The 24,084-nt window shown below is 61.2% G+C and carries 20 protein-coding genes; 8 read left to right on the top strand and 12 right to left on the bottom strand.

Going from position 1 to position 24,084, the window contains the following annotated elements:
* Positions 1–18: 18 nt before the first annotated feature.
* The 11 genes from CD04_RS0111435 to CD04_RS0111385 form a co-directional block, all read right to left on the bottom strand.
* Complete coding sequence (locus tag CD04_RS0111435; protein WP_031406887.1) at positions 19–705, bottom strand: flavin reductase family protein; 687 nt, start codon at positions 703–705, stop codon at positions 19–21.
* Positions 706–759: 54 nt separating this feature from the next.
* Positions 760–1,872 carry a zinc-binding dehydrogenase gene (locus CD04_RS0111430; protein WP_031406885.1) on the bottom strand — a complete coding sequence of 371 codons (1,113 nt, stop codon included), beginning with the start codon at positions 1,870–1,872 and terminating at the stop codon, positions 760–762.
* Between the two features lie 55 nt (positions 1,873–1,927).
* A complete protein-coding gene (locus CD04_RS0111425) occupies positions 1,928–2,470 on the bottom strand; it encodes a cupin domain-containing protein (RefSeq protein ID WP_031406884.1) in 543 nt (180 codons plus the stop codon).
* Positions 2,471–2,483: 13 nt separating this feature from the next.
* Positions 2,484–3,596: an alcohol dehydrogenase catalytic domain-containing protein gene (locus tag CD04_RS0111420; RefSeq protein WP_031406881.1), complete on the bottom strand. Its 1,113-nt coding sequence runs from the start codon at positions 3,594–3,596 to the stop codon at positions 2,484–2,486.
* 86 nt (positions 3,597–3,682) lie between these two features.
* Complete coding sequence (locus CD04_RS0111415; protein ID WP_031406880.1) at positions 3,683–4,540, bottom strand: alpha/beta fold hydrolase; 858 nt, start codon at positions 4,538–4,540, stop codon at positions 3,683–3,685.
* Positions 4,541–4,595: 55 nt separating this feature from the next.
* Entirely contained in the window at positions 4,596–5,654 is a 1,059-nt protein-coding gene (gene dmpG, locus CD04_RS0111410) for a 4-hydroxy-2-oxovalerate aldolase (RefSeq protein ID WP_031406877.1), read from the bottom strand.
* 11 nt (positions 5,655–5,665) lie between these two features.
* A complete protein-coding gene (locus CD04_RS0111405) occupies positions 5,666–6,607 on the bottom strand; it encodes an acetaldehyde dehydrogenase (acetylating) (protein ID WP_031406876.1) in 942 nt (313 codons plus the stop codon).
* Positions 6,608–6,631: 24 nt separating this feature from the next.
* Positions 6,632–7,420: a 2-keto-4-pentenoate hydratase gene (gene mhpD, locus CD04_RS0111400; RefSeq protein ID WP_031406874.1), complete on the bottom strand. Its 789-nt coding sequence runs from the start codon at positions 7,418–7,420 to the stop codon at positions 6,632–6,634.
* Between the two features lie 10 nt (positions 7,421–7,430).
* Positions 7,431–8,384 (bottom strand): 3-carboxyethylcatechol 2,3-dioxygenase, encoded by a 954-nt coding sequence (locus CD04_RS0111395; RefSeq protein WP_031406872.1) that lies wholly within the window; start codon positions 8,382–8,384, stop codon positions 7,431–7,433.
* The gene (locus CD04_RS0111390; RefSeq protein ID WP_031406870.1) at positions 8,381–10,141 is read right to left on the bottom strand and encodes an FAD-dependent monooxygenase; all 1,761 of its coding nucleotides are present in this window, start codon (positions 10,139–10,141) and stop codon (positions 8,381–8,383) included. Before CD04_RS0111390 ends, CD04_RS0111395 begins: the two co-directional genes overlap by 4 nt.
* A gap of 31 nt (positions 10,142–10,172) precedes the next feature.
* A complete protein-coding gene (locus CD04_RS0111385; RefSeq protein ID WP_051849128.1) occupies positions 10,173–11,153 on the bottom strand; it encodes a tripartite tricarboxylate transporter substrate binding protein in 981 nt (326 codons plus the stop codon).
* A gap of 96 nt (positions 11,154–11,249) precedes the next feature.
* Here CD04_RS0111385 and CD04_RS0111380 point away from each other — a divergent pair, with 96 nt between their 5' ends.
* From CD04_RS0111380 to CD04_RS0111360, 5 genes are all read left to right on the top strand, one after another.
* Positions 11,250–12,068: a DNA-binding transcriptional regulator gene (locus CD04_RS0111380; protein ID WP_031406866.1), complete on the top strand. Its 819-nt coding sequence runs from the start codon at positions 11,250–11,252 to the stop codon at positions 12,066–12,068.
* Positions 12,069–12,374: 306 nt separating this feature from the next.
* Positions 12,375–12,998, top strand: coding sequence for a tyrosine-type recombinase/integrase (locus CD04_RS0111375; protein WP_031406864.1), 624 nt, complete (start codon positions 12,375–12,377; stop codon positions 12,996–12,998).
* A 693-nt stretch (positions 12,999–13,691) separates the two neighbouring features.
* A complete protein-coding gene (locus CD04_RS0111370) occupies positions 13,692–15,449 on the top strand; it encodes a TnsD family Tn7-like transposition protein (RefSeq protein WP_031406863.1) in 1,758 nt (585 codons plus the stop codon).
* Positions 15,450–15,510: 61 nt separating this feature from the next.
* Entirely contained in the window at positions 15,511–15,876 is a 366-nt protein-coding gene (locus tag CD04_RS0111365) for a helix-turn-helix transcriptional regulator (RefSeq protein ID WP_031406861.1), read from the top strand.
* Positions 15,876–17,273, top strand: coding sequence for a TniQ family protein (locus tag CD04_RS0111360; protein WP_031406859.1), 1,398 nt, complete (start codon positions 15,876–15,878; stop codon positions 17,271–17,273). Before CD04_RS0111365 ends, CD04_RS0111360 begins: the two co-directional genes overlap by 1 nt.
* Positions 17,274–18,028: 755 nt before the next feature.
* Here CD04_RS0111360 and CD04_RS0111355 read toward each other — a convergent pair.
* Positions 18,029–19,231 (bottom strand): IS4 family transposase, encoded by a 1,203-nt coding sequence (locus CD04_RS0111355; protein ID WP_031406857.1) that lies wholly within the window; start codon positions 19,229–19,231, stop codon positions 18,029–18,031.
* Positions 19,232–19,591: 360 nt separating this feature from the next.
* Between CD04_RS0111355 and CD04_RS0111350 the strand changes: the two genes are divergently transcribed.
* The 3 genes from CD04_RS0111350 (at position 19,592) to CD04_RS0111340 (ending at position 23,806) form a co-directional block, all read left to right on the top strand.
* Positions 19,592–20,290 (top strand): TnsA endonuclease N-terminal domain-containing protein, encoded by a 699-nt coding sequence (locus tag CD04_RS0111350; protein WP_231480552.1) that lies wholly within the window; start codon positions 19,592–19,594, stop codon positions 20,288–20,290.
* Positions 20,291–21,411: 1,121 nt separating this feature from the next.
* Positions 21,412–22,542 carry a hypothetical protein gene (locus CD04_RS0111345; protein WP_231480551.1) on the top strand — a complete coding sequence of 377 codons (1,131 nt, stop codon included), beginning with the start codon at positions 21,412–21,414 and terminating at the stop codon, positions 22,540–22,542.
* Positions 22,529–23,806 (top strand): AAA family ATPase, encoded by a 1,278-nt coding sequence (locus tag CD04_RS0111340; protein ID WP_031406851.1) that lies wholly within the window; start codon positions 22,529–22,531, stop codon positions 23,804–23,806. The genes CD04_RS0111345 and CD04_RS0111340 overlap by 14 nt, the downstream gene beginning before the upstream one ends.
* The last annotated feature ends 278 nt before the right edge of the window (positions 23,807–24,084 follow it).

Raw genomic sequence — 24,084 nt, 5'->3', positions numbered from 1 at the left:
TGCAGCAGCCCTCGGGTATCAACCGGGTGTTTGAGCTTCAGCACGTGCCTTGTCGGGCGAGCCTTCCAGCCCACCGAGCAAAGCGCGCTGGTCACCGGGTATGACCATACGGAACTTGCTGTCCACCGTGGTGTAGTCGAAGTAGCCCATGCGGGCGATGGGGCGGATCTTGAGGATGTCGACCAACCCATTCGGGTCCAGCACCTCATCGGCGATGTGCACCGCCACCACCTTGCCGAAAACGACGTCGGCGCTTCCCATCACACCGTTGCCGGGGAAGCGCAGGGTGTTCAGGTAGGTGCATTCGAACTGGATCGGTGAGCCCTTGACGCGCATGGGTTTGACCAATCGCGACGCGAGCTTTTCAAGTCCGGCGCGTTCGAACTCATCCACATCGCGCGGCAGTTCCTGTGCGCTGATGTTGACGGCCTCACGGAGATCCCAGGTGGCCATGTTCCAGACGAACTCGCCCGTGTCTTCAGCGTTGCGCACGCTGTCTTTGCGGACACCCTTGCTGTCCTGGTTGGCGGCAAACATCACGATGGGCGGGTCGAACGTGACGTTCTGGAACTGGCTATAAGGCGCCAGGTTGTGGTTGCCGTCACGGTCCAGGGTCGATATCCAGCCGATGGGCCGGGGGACGACGCAGGACTTGAACGGGTCGTACTTGAGTCCGTGAGGAATCACACCAGGTTCGTAGTACATGTGTTGGCTCGGTTCTAGGTAGTGAAGACGACGCTCATTCAGAGTCGCCACCTATCAGTCAAATGGTCTGACGATGATCGACGTGAAGCCACCAGCACGCTCTGAGGCTGCCGCAAGCGCATTTGAGGTGTCTCGCAGACTGAAGTGATGAGACTCGAAATGACTGAGGTCCAGCGTTCCAGCCGATGCCATCCGCGCCATGTCTTCACCCTCGGCGACGGTGAACCACAACGACGTCAATATCGAAATGCGAAGCGTCATGAGACGGTAGATCGGCAGCGGAAGCACCTCGGGCATTGCCCCGATAAATACAAGTACGCCACCTCGCCGCAGCGACCAGATGCCAGACATCGTGACGTCAGAATGGGCGGTGTGGTTCAACGCGTCAATGCACACGTCGACCCCGCGGCCGTTTGTGTGCTCACGCGCCCAAGCGCCAAGGTCCGAGCTACCGTAGGAGAGCACGCTGATGCGATGGGGTGCAATCGCCTTCAGGCGTTCCAGAAGCTCAACATTGCGTGCCACTCCCAAAATCTTGGTGGCCCCCATCGCCAGTGCAAGCAGGACCGCGCCAACGCCCAGGGTGCCCGTAGCTCCAAGGATCATGACCGTTGATCCTGCTCGCACACCCCCTTTGAGCAGTGACGCATAGGAGGTACCCAGATAGCCGAACCGCGAGGCCTGATCGAAACTCACGTTGTCCGGAATGCCGATCACGCCACTGGCCGGGCCTTTCACGTACTGGCAGAGCCCGCCATGCGGATAGTCCTTGTGAATGGCGACTGAACCTGGCCCAAATCCGAAGTAGCCCTGAAACGTGAAGTCTGGGTCGCTCAGGGGATCACCGGTGCGTGAAGCCCAGGAGTCGCTAGTTGCCCTGCCTGGGTTCAAATAGACACGATCCCCCACCTTCAGGTTTCGAACGCGTCGCCCCGTCGCGGAGATAACCCCAGCGGTGTCCATGCCAAAGATGGCTGGCAACTCGGGCAGCGGCAGAAATGGCTTCTCGGTCGGATAGGTTGCGATGACATTGCGCAGGTTTTGCACGAGGTTTGCGGACTTGACCTCGATGACTACGTCATCGTCGCCAGGAACCGGGACTTCGACGTCATCAAGCTCGAACGATCCTCCAACCTCGTGAAGTCGCGCAGCTTTCATAGTGTTCATAGAAGTTGTCCTTGCTGGAATGTTCTGAAGACGCATCGGCCAGATGCACGAATGCTCACAGCTTGCGCTGCGCCCCAACCAGCACAAACAGCATGGTGGCGGGCTTTTCGCTCTTGTTGCGCCAGGCGTGGCGGGTACCGTTCTGGATCACGACATCCTTCGGTGCGAGCTGTCGGGACGCTCCGTCGTCCAGCTCCAGATGGATCTCGCCCTCCAACAACACGGCGTAGTCGACGCTGTCGGTGCAGTGCATGCCGGGGTTGTCCATCTCGAATTTTTCTGCCAGCCCGGGCAGCACGGCCATGTACTCACCACCGGCCGCAGCTGGGTCGAAGTCTGGGCTGCCCATCACCGAGTCGGGCGGAAAGGTGATGAACATTAGGTTGCTGCCTCCGGGCGCGGGCACCCATGAAGTCGCAGCCACCGCAGGATCGCCGGCCTCAGCAGGCACCTTCGCGCCGGGCAGCGTTTCCCACAAAAGGGAGGTCACGAAACCCCGAACATGCTGAAAGGCCGTGTTGCGGGTGGCCTCCGAATCGGAGACAAAGACGGATTTGCCGGCTGCGTTGTGGCCGGTAACGATGCGTCGGATGGTCATGGTGCTGGTCTCCTCAATGCATGATCACAACGTTGGTGAATCCGCCGGTGCGCTTGTCGATCGCGTCCAACGCTTCATTGACCTGGTCGAGCGGGAACCGCTCGTGTTCGAACACGCCGAGGTCCAGCGTGCCTGCATGGGCCATGGCGGCCATGTCCTGCCCCTCGGCCGTGGTGAACCAGAGGGAGCCGATGTATGACTTCTGCAGGCACATGAGCGGGAACGGCTCCAGCGGAATCGGGTCGGCCACGCCGCCGATGTTGATGGCCTTACCACCGCGACGCAGCGCGTTGAAGGAATCCAGAACGGTCGCCACCGGTGCGTTGGGGCCCAGTGTCTCGATCAGTGCGTCCACGCCGTAGCCGCCGGTGGCTTCCATCACGATCTCTGCGGTCGGTCGCTCTCCAAGGGTGATCGGGACCACCCGGCGCGGATCGATCTGGTGCAGCTTTTTCAGCAAAGCTTGGTTGCGGCCCGTGGCAAACACCTTGGCCGCCCCCATGGCCAGCGACAGGATGACGGCGCCCAGCCCAAGGGTTCCGGTACCACCATCGACCAACACCGTCTGCCCAGGCGAGAACTGCGCCTTGCGCAAGGCGGAATACGACGTACCCATGTAGCCAAAACGAGCACCCTGTTCAAAGCTGATGGAATCGGGCAGCTTGACCAGATTGGCCGCAGGCGCCGTGAGGTACTGACCAAAACCACCGTAGGGGTAGTCTTCGTAAATCTGCTGTGAGCCCGGGCCAAAGCCGAAGTAGCCTTGAAACGTGTAGGCAGTGCAGTTGATGTGATCGCCACGCCGACAGGCCTGACAGGTGCCGCAGGAAAGACCTGGATTCACATAGACGCGGTCACCAGGTTTGACATCGGAGCGCACCTGGCTGCCTACCTGGCTGACGATGCCAGCCGAATCGAGACCGTAGATAGCGGGCAGTTGAGGCAAAGGCAGGAAGGGAAACCACTGCGGGTAGTTCGTGACGACGTTGCGCAGGTTGGGCACCACGCCCGCCGCCTTGACCTCCACCAGCACATCGGTCGGACGAACCGCCGGAATGGGGATGGTGTCGATCTGGAACGGATCGCCAATCTTGTGCAGGCGAGCTGCACGCATCATCTTGGTCATGTTGTCTCCTTGTGGTTGGTGATGTGACGCCATGCGGACCAGGCATGGCAGGGGGTGAGCAATACGATGGGCCAGTGCCTGGGCTATCACGTCAGGAACTCGGTGACCATGCGGTTGAACTTGTCGGCGTGCTCCCACTGTGCCCAGTGGCCGCACTGGTTGAAGATGTGCATCTCGGCGTTGGGAATGCCCCAGATAACGCGAAGGCCGATGTCCAGAGGCACGAAGCGGTCGTCACGGCCCCAGATCACCAGCGTGGGTGCCTTGATCTCACCCAGACGGGGGCCGTAGTCGGTGAATTGCTTGGGGTTCGCCTCCACGCTCTTGACGAAGTTCTCCAGGTGGTCGCGTCGCGCCAGGATGTTGGTCAGGCGTTGCTGGTAGAGGTCTTCGGTGAGGCTACTGGCATCAAAGACGAAGACGTTCATCATGCGTTTGATGTTCTCCACCGTGGGCTCACGGTAGAGCGCGCCAATGAGCTTGATGCCTTCGGTGGGCATGGGCACAAACTGGCTGGGTCCACCAGTGCCACCGCCCATGAGCACGAGCTTGTCCGTGCGTGCCGGGTTGGTTAGGGCAAACGCCACGGCGCTGTGAGCGCCCATGGAGTTGCCGATCACTTGCACCCGGTCGATCCCCAGACCGTCCAACACGGCCTTGAGGCAGCGTGCGTTGAGTTCGGAACGCGAGCCGGTGCTCACGATGCTGTCGCTCTTGCTCCATCCCGGGCAGTCGAGCAGGATCACCCTGCAACCCGACTTCACCATGGGTTCGATGTTGCGGTGGAAGTTGGCCCACCCGCTGGCACCTGGGCCCGACCCGTGCAACATGACCACGGTGCGGTCACCCTGGCCGACGTCGTTGTAGTGCAGCTTCAGAGGCTGGCCGTTTTCTTCGATGGTGATGAAGCGGCTGCTCGCCGCCTCGGTGATGGGCGTGTTCATGGTGTGTCTGTGAGGGTGTGGATATGGGATGTGGCGGGCGGCGATGGCGGCGTTCTCAGCCTGCCTCGCTCATCACCGGTTGCGCGTGGATGCGCTCGTGTTCTTGGGCCTTGAGCAGGTCCAGAGCGACGTCAACGATCATGTCTTCCTGACCGCCAACCATGCGGCGCTTGCCCAACTCGACGAGGATGTCCACCGCCTTCAGGCCGTACTTCTTGGCGGCCACTTCGGAGTGGCGCAGGAAGCTGCTGTAGACACCGGCATAGCCCAGCGCCAGCGTCTCGCGGTCCACGCGCACTGGCCTGTCCTGCAACGGACGCACGATGTCGTCGGCCGCGTCCATCAGCTTGTAGAGGTCGCAGCCGTGGTTCCAGCCCAGGCGCGCAGCCGCGGCGATGAACACCTCCAGCGGCGCGTTGCCGGCACCTGCGCCCATACCGGCCAGGCTGGCGTCCACACGGTCGCAGCCTTCTTCCACTGCCACGATGCTGTTGGCCACACCCAGGCTCAGGTTGTGGTGAGCGTGCATGCCGGTTTGTGTCTCCGGCTTGAGCACGTCCTTGAAGGCTCGGAAGCGGTCGCGCACGTCGTTCATGCTGAGCGCGCCGCCGGAGTCCACCACGTAGCAGACCGTCGCGCCGTAGCTTTCCATCAGCTTGGCCTGCTGGGCCAGGCCCTCAGGCGTCTGCATGTGGCTCATCATCAGGAAGCCCACCGCTTCCATACCGAGGTGGCGGGCATACTCGATGTGCTGGCGAGAGATATCGGCTTCGGTGCAGTGGGTGGCCACACGCACGATGCGTGCCCCCGCGTCGTAGGCGGCCTTGAGGTCGTGCATGGTGCCGATGCCGGGCAGCAGCAGCGTGGCGATCTTGGCGTGCTTCACCACGCTGGCCACGGCTTCGATCCACTCGATGTCGGTGTGCGCGCCGAAGCCGTAGTTGAAGCTGCCGCCCTGCAGGCCGTCGCCGTGCGCCACTTCAATCGAATCGACCTTGGCGTCGTCGAGCGCCGTGGCAATCTGCATGGCCTGTGCCACGCTGTACTGGTGGCGGATCGCGTGGCTGCCGTCGCGCAGCGTGACGTCAGAGATGTAGATTTTCTTTGTGGTCATGTGTTTCTCCTTCAGGCGACCACGGCGGCCAGCATGCGTTCGGCCATGTGTTCGGCGGTGCGCAGCGCGGCGCTTGTCATGATGTCGAGATTGCCGGCATAGGCGGGCAGGTAGTGGGCGGCGCCTTCGACCTCCAGGAACACAGAGGTTTTGAGGCCGTTCAGGTTCTTGCCGATGCCCGGGATGTTCAGACCGTCGATGCGGTCGAACTGCACCTTCTGCTTGAGGCGGTAGCCGGGTACGTAGGCCTGCACGTCGGCGGCCATGCGCTCAATCGATGCGGCAATGGCGTCCTCGCTGGCGAGGTCGCTCAGCGTGTATACCGTGTCGCGCATGATCAGCGGCGGCTCGGCCGGATTGAGCACGATGATGGCCTTGCCCTTCGCAGCACCACCCACCACCTCGATTGCCTTGGAGGTCGTCTCTGTGAACTCGTCGATGTTGGCTCGCGTACCGGGGCCTGCGCTTTTACTGGAGATGCTGGCGACGATCTCGCCGTAGTGCACCTTGGCCACGCGCGAGACGGCGGCGACCATGGGGATGGTGGCTTGGCCACCGCAGGTGACCATGTTGACGTTGAGCGCGTCGAGGTGGTCCTCGCCGTTGACCACCGGGATGCAATAGGGGCCAATGGCCGCAGGGGTCAGGTCGATCAGGCGGATGCCGGGCTTCAGGCCGCGCAGGAAGGCGTCGTTCTGGATGTGGGCGCTGGCGCTGGTGGCATCGAACACAATGTCGATGTCGGCTAACTCGGGCATGCGGGTGAGGCCGGCCACGCCCTCGTGGGTGGTGGCCACGCCCATGCGGGCGGCGCGGGCCAGGCCGTCGGAGGCCGCGTCGATGCCGACCATGGCGCCCATCTGGATGTGCTGGCCGTGGCGCAGGATCTTGATCATCAAGTCCGTACCGATGTTTCCGCTGCCAACGATGGCAGCTTTTAGCTTGCGGGTCATGTGGATTCCTTTTGGGGGCGACCATCAGGCCGCAGAGAAACGGGTGCGCACCGTGCCCACGCCATCGATGCGCACCTCAAAGCGGTCACCGGGGTTGACGGGCACCATGGGGCCGAGCGCACCGCTGAGCACCAAGTCACCAGCTCGCAGGGGTTGTCCCAGCGAGGCCAGCTTGCGGGCGAGCCACACCGCCGCATTCAGTGGGTGACCGAGGCAGGCAGCGCCGCTGCCGCTGGACACCACTTCTTCGCCGCGCAGCATGCTCATCGTGCTGAGCTTCAGATCCAGGCCATCGAGCTTGGTCGGAACCCCGCCGAGCACGACCAGACCGCTGGAAGCGTTGTCGGCCACGGTGTCGGTAAAGCGGATGTTCCAGCCAGCGATGCGGCTGCCAACGATCTCGATGGCGGGCAACACGTAGTCGGTGGCGGAGAGCAGGTCCACCAGCGTGGTGTCGGCTTCGTGCAAATCGCGTCCGAGCACCATGGCCACCTCGGCTTCCACCTTGGGTTGCTGCGTGCGAACCATCGGGATTTCTTCGTCGTCGCCGTACACCATGTCGGCAAACAGGGTGCCGAAATCGGGCTGGTCCACGCCCAGCTGCTTCTGGACTGCGAGGGATGTCAGGCCGATCTTGCGACCCACAATACGGCGCCCTTGGGCTACTGCGTGGCGAACGTTGGCCATCTGAATGGCATAGGCCGTGTGCCCTTGTGGGTCAGCGCCAATTTCATCGCGCAGCGGCGGGATTGGTTCGTTGCGTGATTCGGCTCTGCGCAGGCGCTCGGCCCACGCTTCAATGCGGGTGTCCATGGAAATTCCTTTAGAGGTTGGGCTCAAGCCACATGACACCGAAACCGGCGATGTACTCGGGGATGGCCTGGTAGTTCCGCTGCATGCAGCGAGGTGCACCCAGACCGGGCAAGGCGCTGCGTGCGACCAGCCAGCTCTTCGATTCGTGCGCCGAACGCCCACCTTCCTGGGCGATCGAGTCTTCCGTCATCGCGCACAAAGCATCCAGGGCGTTGCTGCCGCCGGCCAGTGCATCCATCCAGCGTTCATCCCACGCCGGATTGAGCGGCTTCATGGCGCTCTGGCCCGAGGCGAGTGCCATCCCAGCGGCCATGACGCGCTGCGTCTTGGCCTCGCGTTCCGCTGGTTTGGGGTTCTGGCGCAGGGTGATGCGGTCGCGAACAGCGGGGTCGGGGTCCGACAACATGGGCACGGGTGGCTCGTGCGAGAGCCCACCCGACCCGATGAACAAGGTGCGGCGCTTTTCTCCCTGCATGAATCGCCCGATGGCCTCACCCAGCGCGCGGCAACGGCGCAGGCGGGGAATGCCGGGCGGAGCCACCGCATTGAGGAAGACGGGAATCACCGGTGGCGTGTCCAGATCACCCCACAGCAGTTGCAGAGGTTGCGCAAAACCGTGGTCTACCTGCATGCGGCGCGACAGGGCAACATCGAAGTCCGCTTCCATCAGCGAATGCATCAGGGCTTCTGCCGCAGTGGCATCGACGTTCAGGTCACCGGGAGGCGTCAGGTAGTCGCCCACCGAGTGCGCTTGCGTGCCTACGCAGAAAGGCGGCATCAGTTCATTGAAGAACCCGTTGTAGTGATCGGGCGCGACCAGCACGATCAGCTCGGCCTTGAACCCCAGCGCCTGCTCGCGCGCAGCGGCGATAGCACCTTGGAGTTCACGCTCCACCGCCGGGCTGATGGGGTTGAGGCCCATCAGCGGCGTGTGGGAAATGCCCAAGAAGGCACGGGCGCTCATGCCAACTCCAGCGACTTGGCCAGTACGGCCGTCAGGGCCTTCTCCAGCGCGTGCCATGCCTCGTTGGCATCGGCGACGCCCGAATTGTGTCGCCATGCGACCACCCCATCCGGACGGACCAGCAGCGCCCCGGCTTCCTCGATCTCGCGCACCGCTTGCCAGTCGCAATAGACATCCTGCGCACCCGCTGCGCCGATGACCAGCGTGCCCAGGTACGGAAGCCCAAGGGACTTGGCGCCTTTGACCCAGGCGTGACCAGCGATGCCGGTTACCAGCGTGAAGCGACCCTTGCCCACCAGATCCAGGGTGGACGCCCGGCGACCATCGGCACCGATCAGCCAGGCGTGCGGGATCTTGGCACCCGGGCGCGTCGTGGCCTGCAGGTACAGCTGTGGGTCGCGCTTCCACACCTCTTCTTCAGCCTTCGGATCGGAGACCACAGCGCCCGACACGCAGCGCTGGTTCAGCTCAACCCCCTGAGCATTGAACTCGTAGTTCTTGAGCTCAAGAGCCTTGGCCATGGCCTCTCGGCGTGCGACCCCCTCGGGACCTGGATCGGCCAGTTTGGTTAGGCCTGTGGCCACTGGATCCGCTGCAGATTTGTCACGGAAGCACTCGTTGAGTGGGCCGTAGTCCACGCGGGACTGGTTCGCGCGTTTCACGATCTGCTCGCCCACAGGTGCCCGCTCCAGCGAGTAGGAGTCCAGCAGTTTCTCGCCAGCGTGGCCCTTGACCACATAGGCGAGCTTCCAGGCCAGGTTGAAGGCGTCCTGCATACAGGTGTTCGATCCCAGGCCGCTCGACGGCGGGTGGCGGTGCACGGCGTCGCCACCGCAGAACACGCGTCCCTTGGAGTACACCGGTGCATAGGCTTGGTTGACGTGCCAGACCGACGTGGTCTCAATCTCGATCTCGAGATTTGGATCCCCGACCAGAAGTCGGACCTTCTTCAGCACCTCTTCGGGCGAAAAGTCCGGCTCGCCCTTCTCCATGTCAAAGCCCCAGCCAGCGATCCACTTGTTCCAGGGATCGATGGCACGCAGCAGGCCCATGCCGATTTCGCCAAAAGCGGCGTTAGCGGTGACGATCCAGTACAGGATGCTGGGTCGATGGGCCACATAGCGCGTCAGGTCAGCGCGGAACAGCACGTACGCCGTTCCCGCGCGGGCCAACTGGCCCTCGACCTTGAGGCCAGCGTCATCCATGACTTTCGAGCGAGCACCGTCCGCCCCCACAAGGTAGCGTGCGCGCACCTGACGCTCCTGACCGGTCATCACGTCGCGCAGCAAGACCGTGACCCCCGTGGCGTCCTGCTCATGGTTGAGGTACTCGGTGTTGAAAGACAGCACCGCACCTTGAGCCGCTGCGTGCTTGACCAGGATCGGCTCCATCTTGTCCTGCGGGATGTCGAGCATCGTGCAGGGACTGCCTTGCAGGTAGTCACCGATGCGCTTGTCACCCGTGCCCCAGGTTCGCAACCGCGCAATCTCCGGTCCGGCCAGGCTGGTGGTGAACAGGGTGTCGCCCATCCATTCCCAGGGCGTGGCTTCGCGTCGCGTGTCCGCTTCCACACCGAGGTCGCGCAGCACTTCGACCGCGCGCTGGTTGGTGATGTGGGCGCGCGGGGTATTGGCGGTCCAGTTGTAGCGGTTCACCATGTGAACGCGCACGCCGTATCGGGCCAGGGCGAGTGCGGTGGTGGCGCCCATCGGGCCGGACCCGATGACGAGGACGTCGGTTTCTTCCGTGGGTTTCATTGAGGCCTCCAATGGGTTACTTGACGATGGCTTAAATCACCGGTCCATACGCGTCGATATCGCGCAGCAGCCGTGCAGACAGTTCTCTGGGTTCGGCGTGGTACGGGTCGCCCGAAGTGATCATCTTTTCGCGCATGGCGGGCAGGCGCAGTGCGGCATTGATCTCGCGCGAGAGGCGATCCACCACCGGTTGTGGAGTGCCCGCAGGTGCCACGAAGTACAGGTAGTTGGCGATGCTCAGGCCGGGGTAACCAGCCTCGGCCAGCGTCGGCACATCGGGCAACATCGGGTGGCGCTGGGCGCCCAGCGTGGTCAGGGCCACCAGCTTGCCTCCGCGTATGTGCTGCCGTGCGTAGCGCACGGGCATCACCAGCGAGTCGATCTGGCCGGCAAGCAGATCGGTCGCGGCTGGCGCGAGACCCTTGTACGGCACATCGACAAAGGCGCCCTTTGTCAGGTTGTTCAGCTGGTGCATGTGGATGGACCAGGGACTTCCAGTTCCCATGGTGCCGAAGTTCGTACCTGGCGCCTTGGTGGACATGGCCACAAGATCCTTGACGCTGCGCGCAGAGACCTTGGGGTTGACCACCAGGACCAGAGGCACCTGGATCATCCCGGCTACCGGCACAAAGTTGCGCACGGCGTCATAGGACACCGTGGCGCCCAGAATGTCGGCCGACTTGGGCAGCTTGGCCATCGCATGATTGATGGCGTGCGAGTCGGACACCACGCCCAGCGTATAGCCGTCGGCGGGTGCGCGTGAAGCGGCCTCGGTCCTTATGATCGACGACGCACCGGGGCGGTTGTCGATGATCACCGTCTGCTTGATGTTGGTGGACACGATCTCGGCAATCGCCCGAGCAGCCGAGGCGGCGTTACCGCCCGCTGGATACGGAACGATGATCCTGAGGGGTTGGCGTGCTGGCCACTCTTGCGCCATAGCGGGTTGGCCCATGGCCATATCCAGGCCAAGTGCAGCCAATGAAATGAGTTCGCGACGGTTGATCGACATGTTGTCTACTGGACGTTTGGAATTGATCGCTTTCTGCAGTGCAACGCAGTGTCTTGGAGCTGTCGATCCGCGTATAGTCTGTGCACAGAGTGCACCATGAAGAATTTCGCCCCCATTGCAGAAGACGCCACCACGTACCGGGAAGTCCGGGGTCTGACCCGAGGGTTGGCGGTGCTGCGCGCACTCAACGAAATGCCTGGCGGTGTGGGCAGCGTGACCGACCTTGCGCGGCACACCGGTATCCACCGCACCACGGTCAAACGTCTGCTGGAAACCTTGCGGGGTGAGGGATTTGTCCATCAAAAGGACGAAGGCACGTTCTATTCACTCGGCTTTGAAGTTCGGCGCCTGTCAGAAGGCTATGTGGCCGCGGACTGGATCGACCAGGTCGCCGCGCCCGCCATGAAAGACCACTTGCGCGCACTGTCATGGCCGAGCGATCTGGCCACGCCCGATGGGGGCTTCATGATCGTGCGGGAATCGACCCACCGCGCCAGCCTGCTGTCGCAACACCGGGCCACGATTGGCATCCGCATTCCCATGCTGGTGTCCTCACTGGGCCGTGCCTGGCTCAGTTGGTGCGACGTGGAAGAACGAGAGGCCACCCTGGCTTTACTGCGCGCCAGAACGGATGCGATCGGTGCGTTGGCGCGCGATGGGGCCTACGTGAAACGGATCATCCGAGAGACGAGAAAGCGCGGCTATTCGATGAACCGGGGAGAATGGGCGTCGGAAGCAAGCGTTGTCGCCATCGGCTTCCCGATACTCGTAGGCCACCACGCCATCGGGGCCATCAATCTCGTTCTTCAGCAAAACGCGGTGTCAGATCGGGAGATCGCTACGCGCTACGTGCCACGGCTGCGGACGCTCTCAAACGAGATTTCTGCGGGGGTGGCCGGCTCGGTTCGAGGATGACCATAGCGATGTTAGGGATAACGGGTTAACCCTTGCTTTTCACGTCATTGCCAAGCTGTTCATGTAATTGAGGGACAACATACAGCAGTGGCGGCAGGTTCATCCTGCTACTTCAACCGACATTGTTTAGCTGAGGTCATCGGTTCGGCAAAGCCAATCGACCGGTTCTGGCCGAATGCGCAGGTTGGCCGGCGCGCTCAAGCGCAGTCCACGGACTCGGGTGACTGAGCTTTTCAGACTTGACTCTGCGCGAGATGCCGGTGCCAAGCGCATGCTCTGGGACCCTCAACTCGATGGGAGACCATCATGGAAAACTCAGGCAATGCTGTTCATCACGAGCCGTGGAACAAGGGCAAGATCGTCGGGCAAAAGGCACCATTCAAGGTGAAGGACATCTGGGCTCTGCGAGTACGCCTTCAGATGGAAGGTCGGGTCCGCGAGCTCGCACTCTTCAACCTTGGAATCGACAGTAAGCTTCGGGGCTGCGACCTCGTTTCACTCAAGGTTCGTGACGTGTCGCATGGCGACCAGTTGGCCACGCGAGCTATTGTCGTGCAGCACAAGACCAAACGCCCAGTCCAGTTCGAGATCACGGAAGTTACCCGCGAAGCCCTGCATGCCTGGATCAAGCGGGCTGCACTGAAATCAGATAATTTCCTCTTCCCCAGCAGGCTTCACGAGTCGCCTCACTTGGGAACTCGGCAGTACGCCCGGATTCTTGGGCACTGGGTGGATGAACTTGGTCTAGACCGTTCCGAATACGGGACCCATTCGATGCGAAGGACCAAGGCGACGTTGATCTATCGACGCACAAAGAACCTCCGAGCTGTGCAGTTGTTGCTCGGCCATTCCAAGCTGGAATCGACCGTGAGGTACCTGGGTATCGAAGTCGACGACGCCCTTGAAATCTCCGAGGAGACGGAAATCTGAGGTGGTCATCGGGGGCGGCCTTAGCTCCGGCACTGGGCGTCGGCGTTCAATGGCTGCAATGTGGAGTCGATCAGGAGCGGTGCTTTCAACCAACTGCGGTAGTTCACTTTGTCTCGACCAAGGTCGTTTCAAGGTCGGTAGCACCAGTCCAGATGATGGGGATGCTGTCCGTCCGGCGCCAGCCGGGTCCGCAATCCTATGACCGCAGTACTTCATACAGCCGCCGTTGGGGCCGTCGCCTGTCGCTTTGCATATCGACTGCTTGGTACCAGTTAGCGTGAGTACACCTGTCGCCAGTGACTGGCTCCAACCGCTGCACAGCGGTCGCTCGGCGGTGCGACTCGAATGACAGCAATGGGTCGAGAGCGCCAGTTCGCAGGCGCAGGAGGCTGACGCTCGGGAGGTTGACGCTGGGTGCGACCGCTGGCACCAGCATAGCGGTCGTCGCCGCAACCCATGCCCAATGGCCGTTCAGGCCGAACTTGAGCCATTCGCCGCTATCCGCGGAATGGCATGGGTGAGCCGGGTCAAGCCGATCAAGACATCGACCAAGAGGCTGGGTCCCAAAGGTCGGGAGTGACCTAGCCATGAGAATGGGACGAAGCAATTCACGCGCGGCTGTATTTGGGTGCCTTCTTCAGTGTGTCTTCGCCATAGTATGCAGATCTTGTGTTCTGCCGTTCGCGCCACGTTATGGAGCCCAGAGAACTTGATCTCGCCCCCGAGCCACTCCTGCAATGGCTGCCAGACGAGACGCTGTTCAGCTTGGCAAGCCGGCTTCATGTGCTCTGGGGGCATCCACGGGCTTGGCAGACCAGCATGTTGCTATACGGGGCACAACGAGCCGGATTGCATCATGATTTCCCGAATGCACTTGATGCACTCATCTGGCGAACGAAGGGTCAACTTGGGACGGCGGGTCAGATCGCTCGTCAACGCACGCTGCTTCACTATTACCTTCCGTTCATACATGCATCGCGTATTCCAGAATTTGTCAGCTCCATGTGCGGTGGGTCAGTCGCGCATCTGAAATTTCGGCTTGGGCTGCTCACCAGTCGGTTTCGCGCGAACCATCCGCTCAAGGCGTGTGCGCAATGCATGCGAGACGACCTGGCAGAGCATGGATGGGCGTACTGGCATTTGCAGCATCAGTACCCAGGCGTTTGGATATGTCCGAAACATGCTCAGCCGCTGAGTGAGAGCACAGTGAAGTCAACTGGCGTCGAACGCTTCCAATGGAACCTACCGAGCCAGGAATCACTCCGAACGGCGGAGTATGACACGAGGTTTCCAACAATTGCGGCGTTGGGATCGCTGGGTTCCCTGGTTTGCGCGCTGGTCGATTCTCGTGCGCCGGAGGGTTGGTTTGATGCCACACGTGCACAACTGGCCATCCGCGCGCAGTGCGCAGCGCGTGGATGGATGACAAGCGGCGGGAATCTGCGGTTGCGTGCGATGAGTGAAAGCTACATGCACTATTGCCAGCGGTTGCGTGGCCCCCGCGAGCTGGATTCCCTGCCGATAACCCTCGGGGGCGCCCAGACGCAAATTGGGAGACTGTTCCGTTCGATGGGCGGTGGCACCCATCCATTGCGCATCCTGCTGGCAGTCAACTGGCTTTACGACGGTTGGGAGGCGTTTCGTGTTGCGTACGAAGCGGTTCCTGCCGTGCAGGAGACTGTGCTGCCGGAATCCTCTGTGGCTGGTGCGGGCCAGTCATCCGACCGTGATCCGCGCCGGAGCAGGTTGTCGGCGCTCCTGCGCTCGGGCCTGTCACCGACGGCGGCAGCGCGGATGACCGGAGTAGACGTGGACACGGCTCTCGCATGGGCGACACAAGCAGGGATCCGCGTGTCACGGCGCCCGAAGACCCTCAAACCCCCTATTCTTGCAAGGCTCATTGCGGATCTGACGGAAGGCATGGACAAGCAAACTGTCGCTCAACGTCACGGCGTATCGCTGCAGGCTGTGACACGCGTTCTGCGAACCGAAGTGGGGCTACACGCCGCATGGCGCCATGCCATGCAACGAGCGGCAAAGGCGAACGCACGCTCCGAATGGACGACACTATTGAGTGACCACGCAGCGATGGGGCCGAAGCTGCTTCGCGCCATGAACCCTGCGCTGTATGCGTGCTTGTATCGCAACGATCGGGCGTGGTTGCAGCAAATGACACCACCGCGCGTTCCACGCGAGGCCTACACACGCCGAGGTCCGGTGCTCTGGGACGAAAGAGATCGATGGCTCAGTGCGGCCGTCGAAAAGTCAGTGCTCCAGTTGAGCTTGGCCAATCAGGGACGTGTGCTGCGCCTTTCGCAAATCTATCAAGCCGTGCCTGAGCTCAAGCCAAAGTTGAGAGTATTGGAGCGCCTCCCCTTGACCAAGCGAGTGATCGAGCGAGCATTAAGTCGCCAAGTCCCTAAGCACGAGCGAGAGGATCTACTGGGTTAGGGCATGGCCGAAAGGGAATTTTTCTCTTGCATGCGTTTATGCAAAAACGTATGCTTTATGCATGCTAGATGCAAAATCCCATGCACGTGTGATGCGAGCTGGAGAGATCTGCCGGCAACAAGGCATCAGCCAGGCCCAGATCGCCGAAGCTGTCGGCGCGAGTCAGTCGCAGGTCAGTCGCATCCTGAGCGGGCGCGGCTTGCGTCATTCCCGGTTGCTGGAAGAGGTGTGTCTATTCGTCGAACGTTTTGACAAGGGTGTCACGACCGATGCCGTGCGTGAAAGCGACGAACTCATCGAGGCGCTCAAAACCACTTGGGATGGCTCGGCCGCGCACGCGAAAGCGTTGTCGACTGTGATTCGATCACTTTCAGTCCTCAGGGCGCCAGGCGATCCGGGATCGATCGACCGGCATGGGAACGAGTAATGTTGATCCAGCCCGCAATCCTCCCGGACGAATTGGCGAGCGGCTATTGCGGACGGGTTATGAGTTTGAACGGCTTCGGCGGGGCTAGCAAGACGTTTGAGTCATTGTTAACGTGGATGGGTAAAGGGGCCCGATCACGGCGGGAGGTTTCAACGGTGGAACTCTTGGCAGCCGTGGCGGGGCTGGACGTCATGGTCTTTGTCAGGAATCACACAAGTCTGCCGTTGCGGCGCGCCATCTTGGGGGACCGCTTCGACGTGCCCCATGGAAGTTCGCAGTGCGGGTCGGTTCTGTGGGCGAGCGCGATGCGCGAGGCGAGGCCAAGCGCGTACTTTTGCAATCAATGTGTCACGGAAGACCAGGATTTTCACGGCATTGCCTACTGGCGTCGCGAGCACCAGTTGCCAGGCTTGTATTGGTGTCCCAAGCACGGCTGCCCACTGAACGTCGTCGATAACGCGAATGCTGTCTGGCGGTCGCCATCGGCTTTTATTGGTGACTCCGAACAGATTGACACACATTGGGTCGAGGCGCTTCAACGGAGCCAGTCAGTTCAGACATTCCTCGCGGTTGAGTCCGATCTAATCAGCCGCAAATGGCCATTGAATGAGAGCACCGTGTCGAAGGCGGTTAGAAAGCGCGCCAGAGCGCTCGACTTGCAGGGCGGCAGGGGTGCAACTCGGCAACGCTTCACCAGCGACCTCGTGAGAGAGAAATTTGACTCGCGATGGCTTGCTTGCGTTGACCCGGGCCTGATCTCGACCTCACGGGATGGCCCCTCCTGGTGTGCTGTGGACCGGGCGGCTTGGGGAAGGCGCTCGGGAATCAGCACGACTACCTACGCTATCGCGCTAGCTGTGCTGTACGACTGCGAGGCTGAGGCACTGGGGGCACTGATTTCCACTGTTGACACCAGCGAGGTCTGTCCAGCTCAGGGGCCGCGGCGTCAATGGAACGATGAGGCAATACGAGCAGCCTACATTGAAGGCAGAGGCATTCATCGAGGCGCAGCCAGCATCCTGAATGGCGAGCCAACTGCCATTAACAGGCGCCTGCGAAGTCTTGGCTTGCCCGGGTTCGGCAACTCCGCGCTCCAGGGCTTGCAGCGCGCTGCCGCCGCTTTCATTCTGGAGGAAATGCCACTTCAGCAAGCGAGTGAGAAGGCGGGCGTATCCATGCAGGATTTGGAAAGAATGCTGCGCCAAGCCGCTGCCCCCTTGGGTACGGCCCTGGCCGCCATCCAGCGGAAAACTATCGGCTGCGATCGCCCGCGGCGGCTGAAGCCAAGTGCCGCGCCGCACCAAGCTCCGAAGTTTGCAACAAATTCGGGCGCGGTGCAGCCGTTGAAAGAAGCGGTCATCGAGGACGGCATGGCGCTTGCCGCGCAGCTTCGATAGCTCCTCGGCGAAGGCATTCGCATTCGTCTCGCAGGTGTGATCGTGCGGCGAGGCTAAGCTGACTTTCGCCGCGTCCAGGCCATGCCGGATCCATGAACTCCCACAACGCGCAACGGTGAAGCGAGTCTGCCGCATATATTGCGAAAAACAATCAAATCGCGAAACATAATTAATTTTTTTGATAAATTGCCTCGCACGAGATACACTCGCTACGGCACAAACGAATCACATCATGGGTTAGCTCCTGCCAACAAACTTAGCTCTATGCGCAATCCAAATGCCACTGCGCAGCACCCAGATCCATGTCGGAGATCGACGACTGCGGCCGATTCCTCAGCGCAGCGAGCCCGACGCATCGGTCTTTGGCGCGCGTCGCTCTTGGTGGCAATTGCCCGCTCAGGTTAAGTCAGATGTGTATGCGGCAGCACCTCACCTGAACCTGCAGTCCAAGCCGGAGAACAAAATGGACCCGCCTTAGCCAAGAAAAAACGGCACACGGTTTGCCGACCGCGTGCCGCCTTGCTGGGGATTTGACCCAGACTTTTAACACCAGTTGTCAGTCTAGGGGCAATACTGTTCAGATACGGAGGATCGGTTGCGGCTGATGGCGTTGATGGAGGGTTTCGCCGCGACGGCGCAAGGGGTAGTTGCTCATCTTGCGCTTGACGCCGCGCGGATTGGTTTGCCCTCGGCTGCTCACGCAGCGGCCGCAGGCGATTTCCTCGAGCAGCGCGTCGCGCCACTGGGGCAGATGCTCAGGGGGGAATGGCCGCGGCTTGCGGCATTTTTCGCTTGATCACACGCACCGCGTGGGTAAAGCTCAGGCGATCCGGATCGAGACTGCGCGGCCAGGCGGCTTGCGCCATGAGCTGGCGAATGGCGAAGTGTGCCAGAAGCAACCCCCAGAGTTCCTGCCTCACCAACTCCGGCGTCTTGCTGCGCAGGACGGTACTGTTGGAGCGCAGATGCGTCTTGAATTCGGCGAAGACGCTCTCGATCTCCCAACGCTCGTGGTAGAGCGCCGCCAGTTCGAGCGCCGGCGCATCCACGGGGTCCAGGATGTTGGTGACCAACCGGTAGCTGTCCTGCGTCGGCGTGGCGGAGTTGCTCAACAGGTACTCGACGACCCGGATGGTGTGTCCGACGCGCTCGCGCTGGCGATCCTCGCTGTCGAACACCGTGCTGAGATAGGAGCCGTCGGGCAGTGTCTTTTCAATCGGCAGTTTGATCGTGGATCGCACTCTCCAGGCCAGCTTGGCGCCGGTGGCGCACGCCAGGCTCCAGAGCTTGAATCCGTAGAAGCCGCGGTCGGCCAGCACCAGCATGTCTGGCGTCAACTTCCCAGGCAGTAGTTGGCTGGCCATGGCACGTTCGCTCTGGTGATAGGGCGCAATGTCGGCGGCCACCACCGCGTGGGTTCCACACTCCACCAGGCCCAGCAGCCGCGCCTGTGGAAAGGCGCTCTGGCCGCGGGCAGCACCGGGATAGCCGAAATAGTCGGCGTTGGCCGCCTCGTCGGCCACATCCATGCAGCTTCCGTCCAAGGCCATCACGCGCAGTCCGCGATACCAGGCGCCCGGCGCCCCGGGCTGAGCGAGCGGTCGCAACACCCGCTGGGCCAACCGATGCAGGACTTCGGCGCCCAGCCGCGTGCGCGCCTGCGAAATCGCCGATTTGCTGGCTTGGACCGCACCGGCTCGACCCCCACCCAGCCATTGCAGGCCCTCGCAGACCACCCGCAGCACTTCCTCCAAAGGCGCTTCGCGCCACAGCGCCAACGCCATCACGTAGTACACCACCGCCGGTGCAGGTAATAGACGCTCACGCTGACTGGCTCGGCCTGTCTCGCTCAGCACTTCCTCAATCAGCGCCCGCGGACACACGCTGGCGAGCACGCCTGCGCTGATCAGGTGCGCCACATCCACCTGCGCTGCAAGCGTCTTGCGTGTTCTAGCCATGCCCCGCCCTCATCCAAGTCTCAATGAGGACGAATTATCGCTGATTACACTCTATCTGAACAGTATTGAGTCTAGGGGCCCTCTGCGGTCCCGTCAATTCCCCTTTTTTCGCTTTTCTGCAGCGGGTTCTGCGACCAGTCCAGAAGCCGTCAAGGGGAACTGATGCGTACGACAAAGAGATTTACCCCAGCTTTGCTTGACCGATACCGGGCCTCTGGCCGCGGGCAAGGTACCCACCAAGGATACGTGCCTTGGCATCGAGTCAGTCGATCGGACCCGGCAAGCCTCGGACGATCGCACTTGATGGTTTGGCGGGGCCGCCAGCTAGAGCTTCTAAGCGATCTGGAGTGGGAGACTTCCATGTTCGTGACGATGCTTCCTCACCTCGTTGACATTCGGGAGCAGTTTCCACTGGCACCCGAGTTGGCGGCGCATGAGCTCGCCAGCTACGACGTGACCCTCTCGTGCGCCAGATGCCCCGGCACACTTGATCTGGCCTCTTCCCTTGCGATCAAGCACCCCCAGGTTCACGGCAATGGCCGTTCCTCAGCATGGGTGATGACCACGGATCTTGTGGTCACGCTTGGGGCGCCTGGGCGCGCTCATCAGTTGCTCGCCATTGCTTGCAAGTACAAAAGTGATCTAGAACGCAAGCGCACGCTTGAGCTGCTCCGTCTCGAACGGGATTATTGGGCCGTGCGCAACGTTCCATGGATCTTGGTCACGCCTGAGCAGTACGACAAATCGGTCGGGCTGACGCTGCGGAACACATTCCCTTGGGCGCTTGGCTCCGATGCTTCGGCGCGGCAACGGCGAGCCGCCGTTGCCGCAGCGCACGGATGTGCCAACCATTCGATGACCCAGATTCTCGAGAGCCTTGCGCGTGTCGTCGGATCCATGGATTGCGCCCAGCGCGCGCTTTGGCAAGCTGTCTGGCAAGGAGAGCTACCCATCGATTTGCGTCGTGGCTGGCGACCGCACGTCTCGCCAGTTCGCATGGCCCACGAAGATTTTGTTCAGCTCAACCCTGTGGCCGCACGGAGGTCAGCATGCATCTGATGTTCAACGCGCTTTTTCAAATTACCTCCGGTGATCTGAGCGGTCTATATCGGTTTATCTTCGACGACAGAACCAATGCAACCGTGGTCGCTGTCCGCCTCGACCGCCCAGCGGCCCTGGAGCAGCGGCAAATCGGTCGAAAGCGATTAGAGAAAACAAGAGGGCCTCGCAAAAAAGCGTCATTGCCGCTCGTCGGCAGCTTGATTCGGATCGACGGGACTGAACTGGCGCGGTTAGACGATGCGCACCAACTTCACAAGGTGGACCTGGAATCCGATTCAGTCCACCTACTCCCAATCATCGGCGAACGAGCCCAGGCCCTTTACGAGAGGCGCAAGAAAGCAATGGCATCTTTCCTGAGCGTTGATCGACTCCAGGAGAGCATCGCTGTGCATGGTGGCCTTGGAGGCCTCGTTCGCGAAGCCATGCAAGTCTCCAAGCTGAGCCGCGCAGCGATCTACAAGAACTGGTCGCTCTTGTGTCGATATGGCATTACCGAGGCTAGCTTGCGGCCTCGACATGACCGATGCGGGGCGCCGAACGCCTCTCGCCCCTGCGACCCAGGCGGGCGTCAAAAAGCGGGGCGCAAGACCACCGAGCAGCGCCTCGGCTCGCGCACAGGCCTCAACCTAAATGCGGACCAGCCTGGCATGAGCACGGCGTGGCGGGCAATGATCTTGGCTGCGGACGCGACCATTCCATTACCAAAGCCGCGCATGTCGGAGCGATGCACGCGGATCGTTGGCAGTCATTTTGTGCGGCGCTATCGACAGGTCAACGGAGAACTCATCGCATTGAGTCCTGACCGCGGCGATTATCCGAACGTTAGCCAAATCCGTCGCGTGATCGAGACCCAAGTTCCGCGCCTGCAGCGACTGCTCGAGTCGACGACGCAAGGACACTTCGATCGCAACATGCGAGGGCTGTCAGGGAAAAACTGGCAGGGCGTTGCCGGACCTGGGCACACGTGGGCCATCGATTCGACGGTCGGTGACCTTTACTTGCGATCGTCCATTAATCGCGCGTGGATCATTGGTCGGCCGATCGTGTATGTCATGGTTGACACTTGGTCGACTGCAGTGGTGGGGTTCTTCGTCTGCCTTCAGGGTCCCAGTTGGTCAATGGCCAAAGTGGCGCTTTTCTGCTCGGGCATCGGCGCTGATCTGTTGGCTTCACTATGGGGTTTTGACACTGCCCTGGGCCTATCACCAGCCGCAACGCTCCCGGCTGTGCTTCTCTGCGACCGCGGGGAGTATCTGTCTCGCGCAGCGAGCCAGACAGGTGTTGAATTGCTGCCCGCTTTGAGTTACGCGCCGCCCTATCGTCCGGATTACAAAGGCATCGTCGAGGTTTTGCATCGCATCGAAAAGGACAAGCAGTACTATTTTGTCCCCGGAGCCATTGACCCGCGCCGCGCCGAGTACGAGCTGCGCCGATTCAAGCCGAACGAAGCCGTGCTTACCGTGCACGAATTCGTCCAGTATCTCTATGTCACGTTTAGAGAGTACAACCTCACTGCAAATCGCTCGCACCGCCTCGATGCGCACATGAAGGGCTCCGGGGTCTTCCCAACTCCATCTGGCCTATGGCATTGGGGACATGCGGTCGGGATCGGATTTCAGCGCAGCATTCCGAAGGCACAGCTCATCAGTTCGCTTTTGCCAACCGGTCCGGGCCGCGTGACAAGGAGCGGCGTGAGATTCGCCGGCCGAGACTACACCGCGCCGAAGATCGGAGACCGCCAATGGACCGCGCAGGCTCGAAACTTCGGTGGTTGGGATCTCTTGGCCCACTATTTTCCGGGGGCCGTCGGGAGCATCTGGACACCCAATGTCGGAGGGGTTGGCATGTTAGATCTGCACCTCATGGATCAGTCGACAGCATCCCCCGAGCTGACGTTTGACGAAGTTACGGACGCACACCAATACAGCCTGTGCCGAAATGCTGAGATTGCGCACAGCAATTTGAAGATCAAAGTTGAGTCGCTGCGAGATAAGCAGGCAATCGTCGAAAACGCGAAGAAACTTACCAAAATGGCCGTTAGCCGCGATGGTCGATCACCGCCCACTTTGACGGAGGCTAAGGAATTGGAAGTCCGGGCAGGTTCGGCACTACAACTACACGACAAATTACAGCCAGCGGCGGCGCCGGAGGTGAAGTCGCCAGAGGAAGCCGAGGAGCTCCACAACGCCGAAATGCAGCGCATCTTGGCTTCGCTCAACCACGTCGGAGATCGCCATGACATTGCCTAACCCACATGATCCATACGCCGGCAATATCCTGACGGAGGCCCTTGGGCCGATTTTCTCACGCGCAGAGACGCTCGCGCGTCTGACGTTTCTGCCGACTCCACCAGGCAAATTGGAAGGTGTCCCGAAGCATATTCGGCTGCACATGCTTCCAACCTTGCGCGACCTACACGTCCCCTCACTCGAGGGCGCGCGGGCCGCTGAGACAATCGATTTGATGACGCGCCAGGGTTACCGGTATCGCGACCCTATGCGAGCCTCAACTTGGTCTATGGTCGCGAATGAACCGGATCGCAGACCGCTCCAGGCACCGGCCATGTCGGCCGCCGTGGTCGGACACTCGGGCGTTGGCAAGACTGTGGCAACCAAACGCAGGCTGAGCCTCTACCCCAGCCAAGTCATCAAACACCCCAAATTTCCCAAGCTTGTCGGACCACATTACCAGGTGGTGTGGCTGTCTGCCGATGTGCCGTCGAGCGGTCGAGCAGCCGACCTAGCTGCGAATCTGATGTTCGCCATGGACGAGGCGTTTGCGCGCTACCTGCCGGATCGTCCCCCGCGGTTTGCGACGGCGCTCGCGCGCGGCCGGCGCAATGGCTCGCAAATGCTTGATGAATGGATGCAGGTTGCAAAAGGGCACTTTCTAGGTGTTCTGCATCTCGACGAGATTCAAAATTTTTTCAAAGTTCCTACGCTGGAGCAGCGTGGCCGGCGCAAAGTCGATGGCATCCTTGAGTTAAGTCTAATTGAGGATCAGGCGCTGAAATCGATTATCACGTTCACGAATACGGCTCAAATTCCCTTGGTGATTTCTGGGACACCCGACGGGATTTCCGCACTCTCAAAGCGACTGAGCAACGTGCAGCGATTTGTGACCTGCGGATATCACAAGGTGGAGCCGTTCCAGAGCGCTGAGGACAAAGCCTTCGAATTTTTCGTTGACCAGTTGGCTCGGTACCAATTTGTACTGAAGCCGATCACAGTCGATCGCGAGCTGCGATACCTTGTGTATCAATTGACCGCCGGAATTCAGCGCCTCATCGTTTGCCTCTGGATCGCCGCACATCGAGTTGCATTCGAGCGCAAGGTTGATGACCTGCGCATCGATGATTTCAAGCGGGCGGCGGGCACTCTGCTTGCGCCAGTTGCACCTGCAGTGGCCGCACTGCTCAGTAAGGATCCTCGCCAAATGGCGCGGTACGAGGATTTAATGCCAAGCGATGAAGGCTTCTGGTCTTCGTTTTGGAGCACGAGCGCGTCGTCTTGAGAGGCACACGCCAAACCGCGTCGATCACGAAAATGAGCAGGCCCGACTTGTGCGCGCCCGCGCGAATTTGCGCAGCGTGCAGCTTTTCCTTGATCAGGCTCTGTCTCATTCCGCTTTTGTCGCACATGATGTCTCGGGCAAGGGCTCCAGATCACGCGGTCGCCGACGCGCTGACCATTTGGGCATCAGCGCGAACAAGCGGCCCAATTGGCGCTCAGGTTTTGCTAAATTCGCCGAGACTCTGTGGCCTTTGGCGAGTCGGCAGGATTCGGCTCTGT

It is taken from the genome of Thiomonas sp. FB-Cd (assembly GCF_000733775.1).
Lineage (GTDB): Bacteria > Pseudomonadota > Gammaproteobacteria > Burkholderiales > Burkholderiaceae_C > Thiomonas_A.
This window is presented reverse-complemented; position numbering and strand designations above follow the sequence as displayed.

Coding starts and splice junctions, on each gene's coding strand:
- CD04_RS0111340 (WP_031406851.1), top strand. CDS start 22,529: ATGACATTGCCTAACCCACATGATCCATACGCCGGCAATATCCTGACG.
- CD04_RS0111380 (WP_031406866.1), top strand. CDS start 11,250: ATGAAGAATTTCGCCCCCATTGCAGAAGACGCCACCACGTACCGGGAA.
- mhpD (WP_031406874.1), bottom strand. CDS start 7,420: ATGGACACCCGCATTGAAGCGTGGGCCGAGCGCCTGCGCAGAGCCGAA.
- CD04_RS0111430 (WP_031406885.1), bottom strand. CDS start 1,872: ATGAACACTATGAAAGCTGCGCGACTTCACGAGGTTGGAGGATCGTTC.
- CD04_RS0111405 (WP_031406876.1), bottom strand. CDS start 6,607: ATGACCCGCAAGCTAAAAGCTGCCATCGTTGGCAGCGGAAACATCGGT.
- CD04_RS0111370 (WP_031406863.1), top strand. CDS start 13,692: ATGGAGCCCAGAGAACTTGATCTCGCCCCCGAGCCACTCCTGCAATGG.
- CD04_RS0111385 (WP_051849128.1), bottom strand. CDS start 11,153: ATGTCGATCAACCGTCGCGAACTCATTTCATTGGCTGCACTTGGCCTG.
- CD04_RS0111420 (WP_031406881.1), bottom strand. CDS start 3,596: ATGACCAAGATGATGCGTGCAGCTCGCCTGCACAAGATTGGCGATCCG.
- CD04_RS0111375 (WP_031406864.1), top strand. CDS start 12,375: ATGGAAAACTCAGGCAATGCTGTTCATCACGAGCCGTGGAACAAGGGC.
- CD04_RS0111350 (WP_231480552.1), top strand. CDS start 19,592: ATGTTCGTGACGATGCTTCCTCACCTCGTTGACATTCGGGAGCAGTTT.
- CD04_RS0111435 (WP_031406887.1), bottom strand. CDS start 705: ATGTACTACGAACCTGGTGTGATTCCTCACGGACTCAAGTACGACCCG.
- CD04_RS0111360 (WP_031406859.1), top strand. CDS start 15,876: ATGTTGATCCAGCCCGCAATCCTCCCGGACGAATTGGCGAGCGGCTAT.
- dmpG (WP_031406877.1), bottom strand. CDS start 5,654: ATGACCACAAAGAAAATCTACATCTCTGACGTCACGCTGCGCGACGGC.
- CD04_RS0111355 (WP_031406857.1), bottom strand. CDS start 19,231: ATGGCTAGAACACGCAAGACGCTTGCAGCGCAGGTGGATGTGGCGCAC.
- CD04_RS0111415 (WP_031406880.1), bottom strand. CDS start 4,540: ATGAACACGCCCATCACCGAGGCGGCGAGCAGCCGCTTCATCACCATC.
- CD04_RS0111345 (WP_231480551.1), top strand. CDS start 21,412: ATGGCCAAAGTGGCGCTTTTCTGCTCGGGCATCGGCGCTGATCTGTTG.
- CD04_RS0111395 (WP_031406872.1), bottom strand. CDS start 8,384: ATGAGCGCCCGTGCCTTCTTGGGCATTTCCCACACGCCGCTGATGGGC.
- CD04_RS0111390 (WP_031406870.1), bottom strand. CDS start 10,141: ATGAAACCCACGGAAGAAACCGACGTCCTCGTCATCGGGTCCGGCCCG.
- CD04_RS0111425 (WP_031406884.1), bottom strand. CDS start 2,470: ATGACCATCCGACGCATCGTTACCGGCCACAACGCAGCCGGCAAATCC.
- CD04_RS0111365 (WP_031406861.1), top strand. CDS start 15,511: ATGCTAGATGCAAAATCCCATGCACGTGTGATGCGAGCTGGAGAGATC.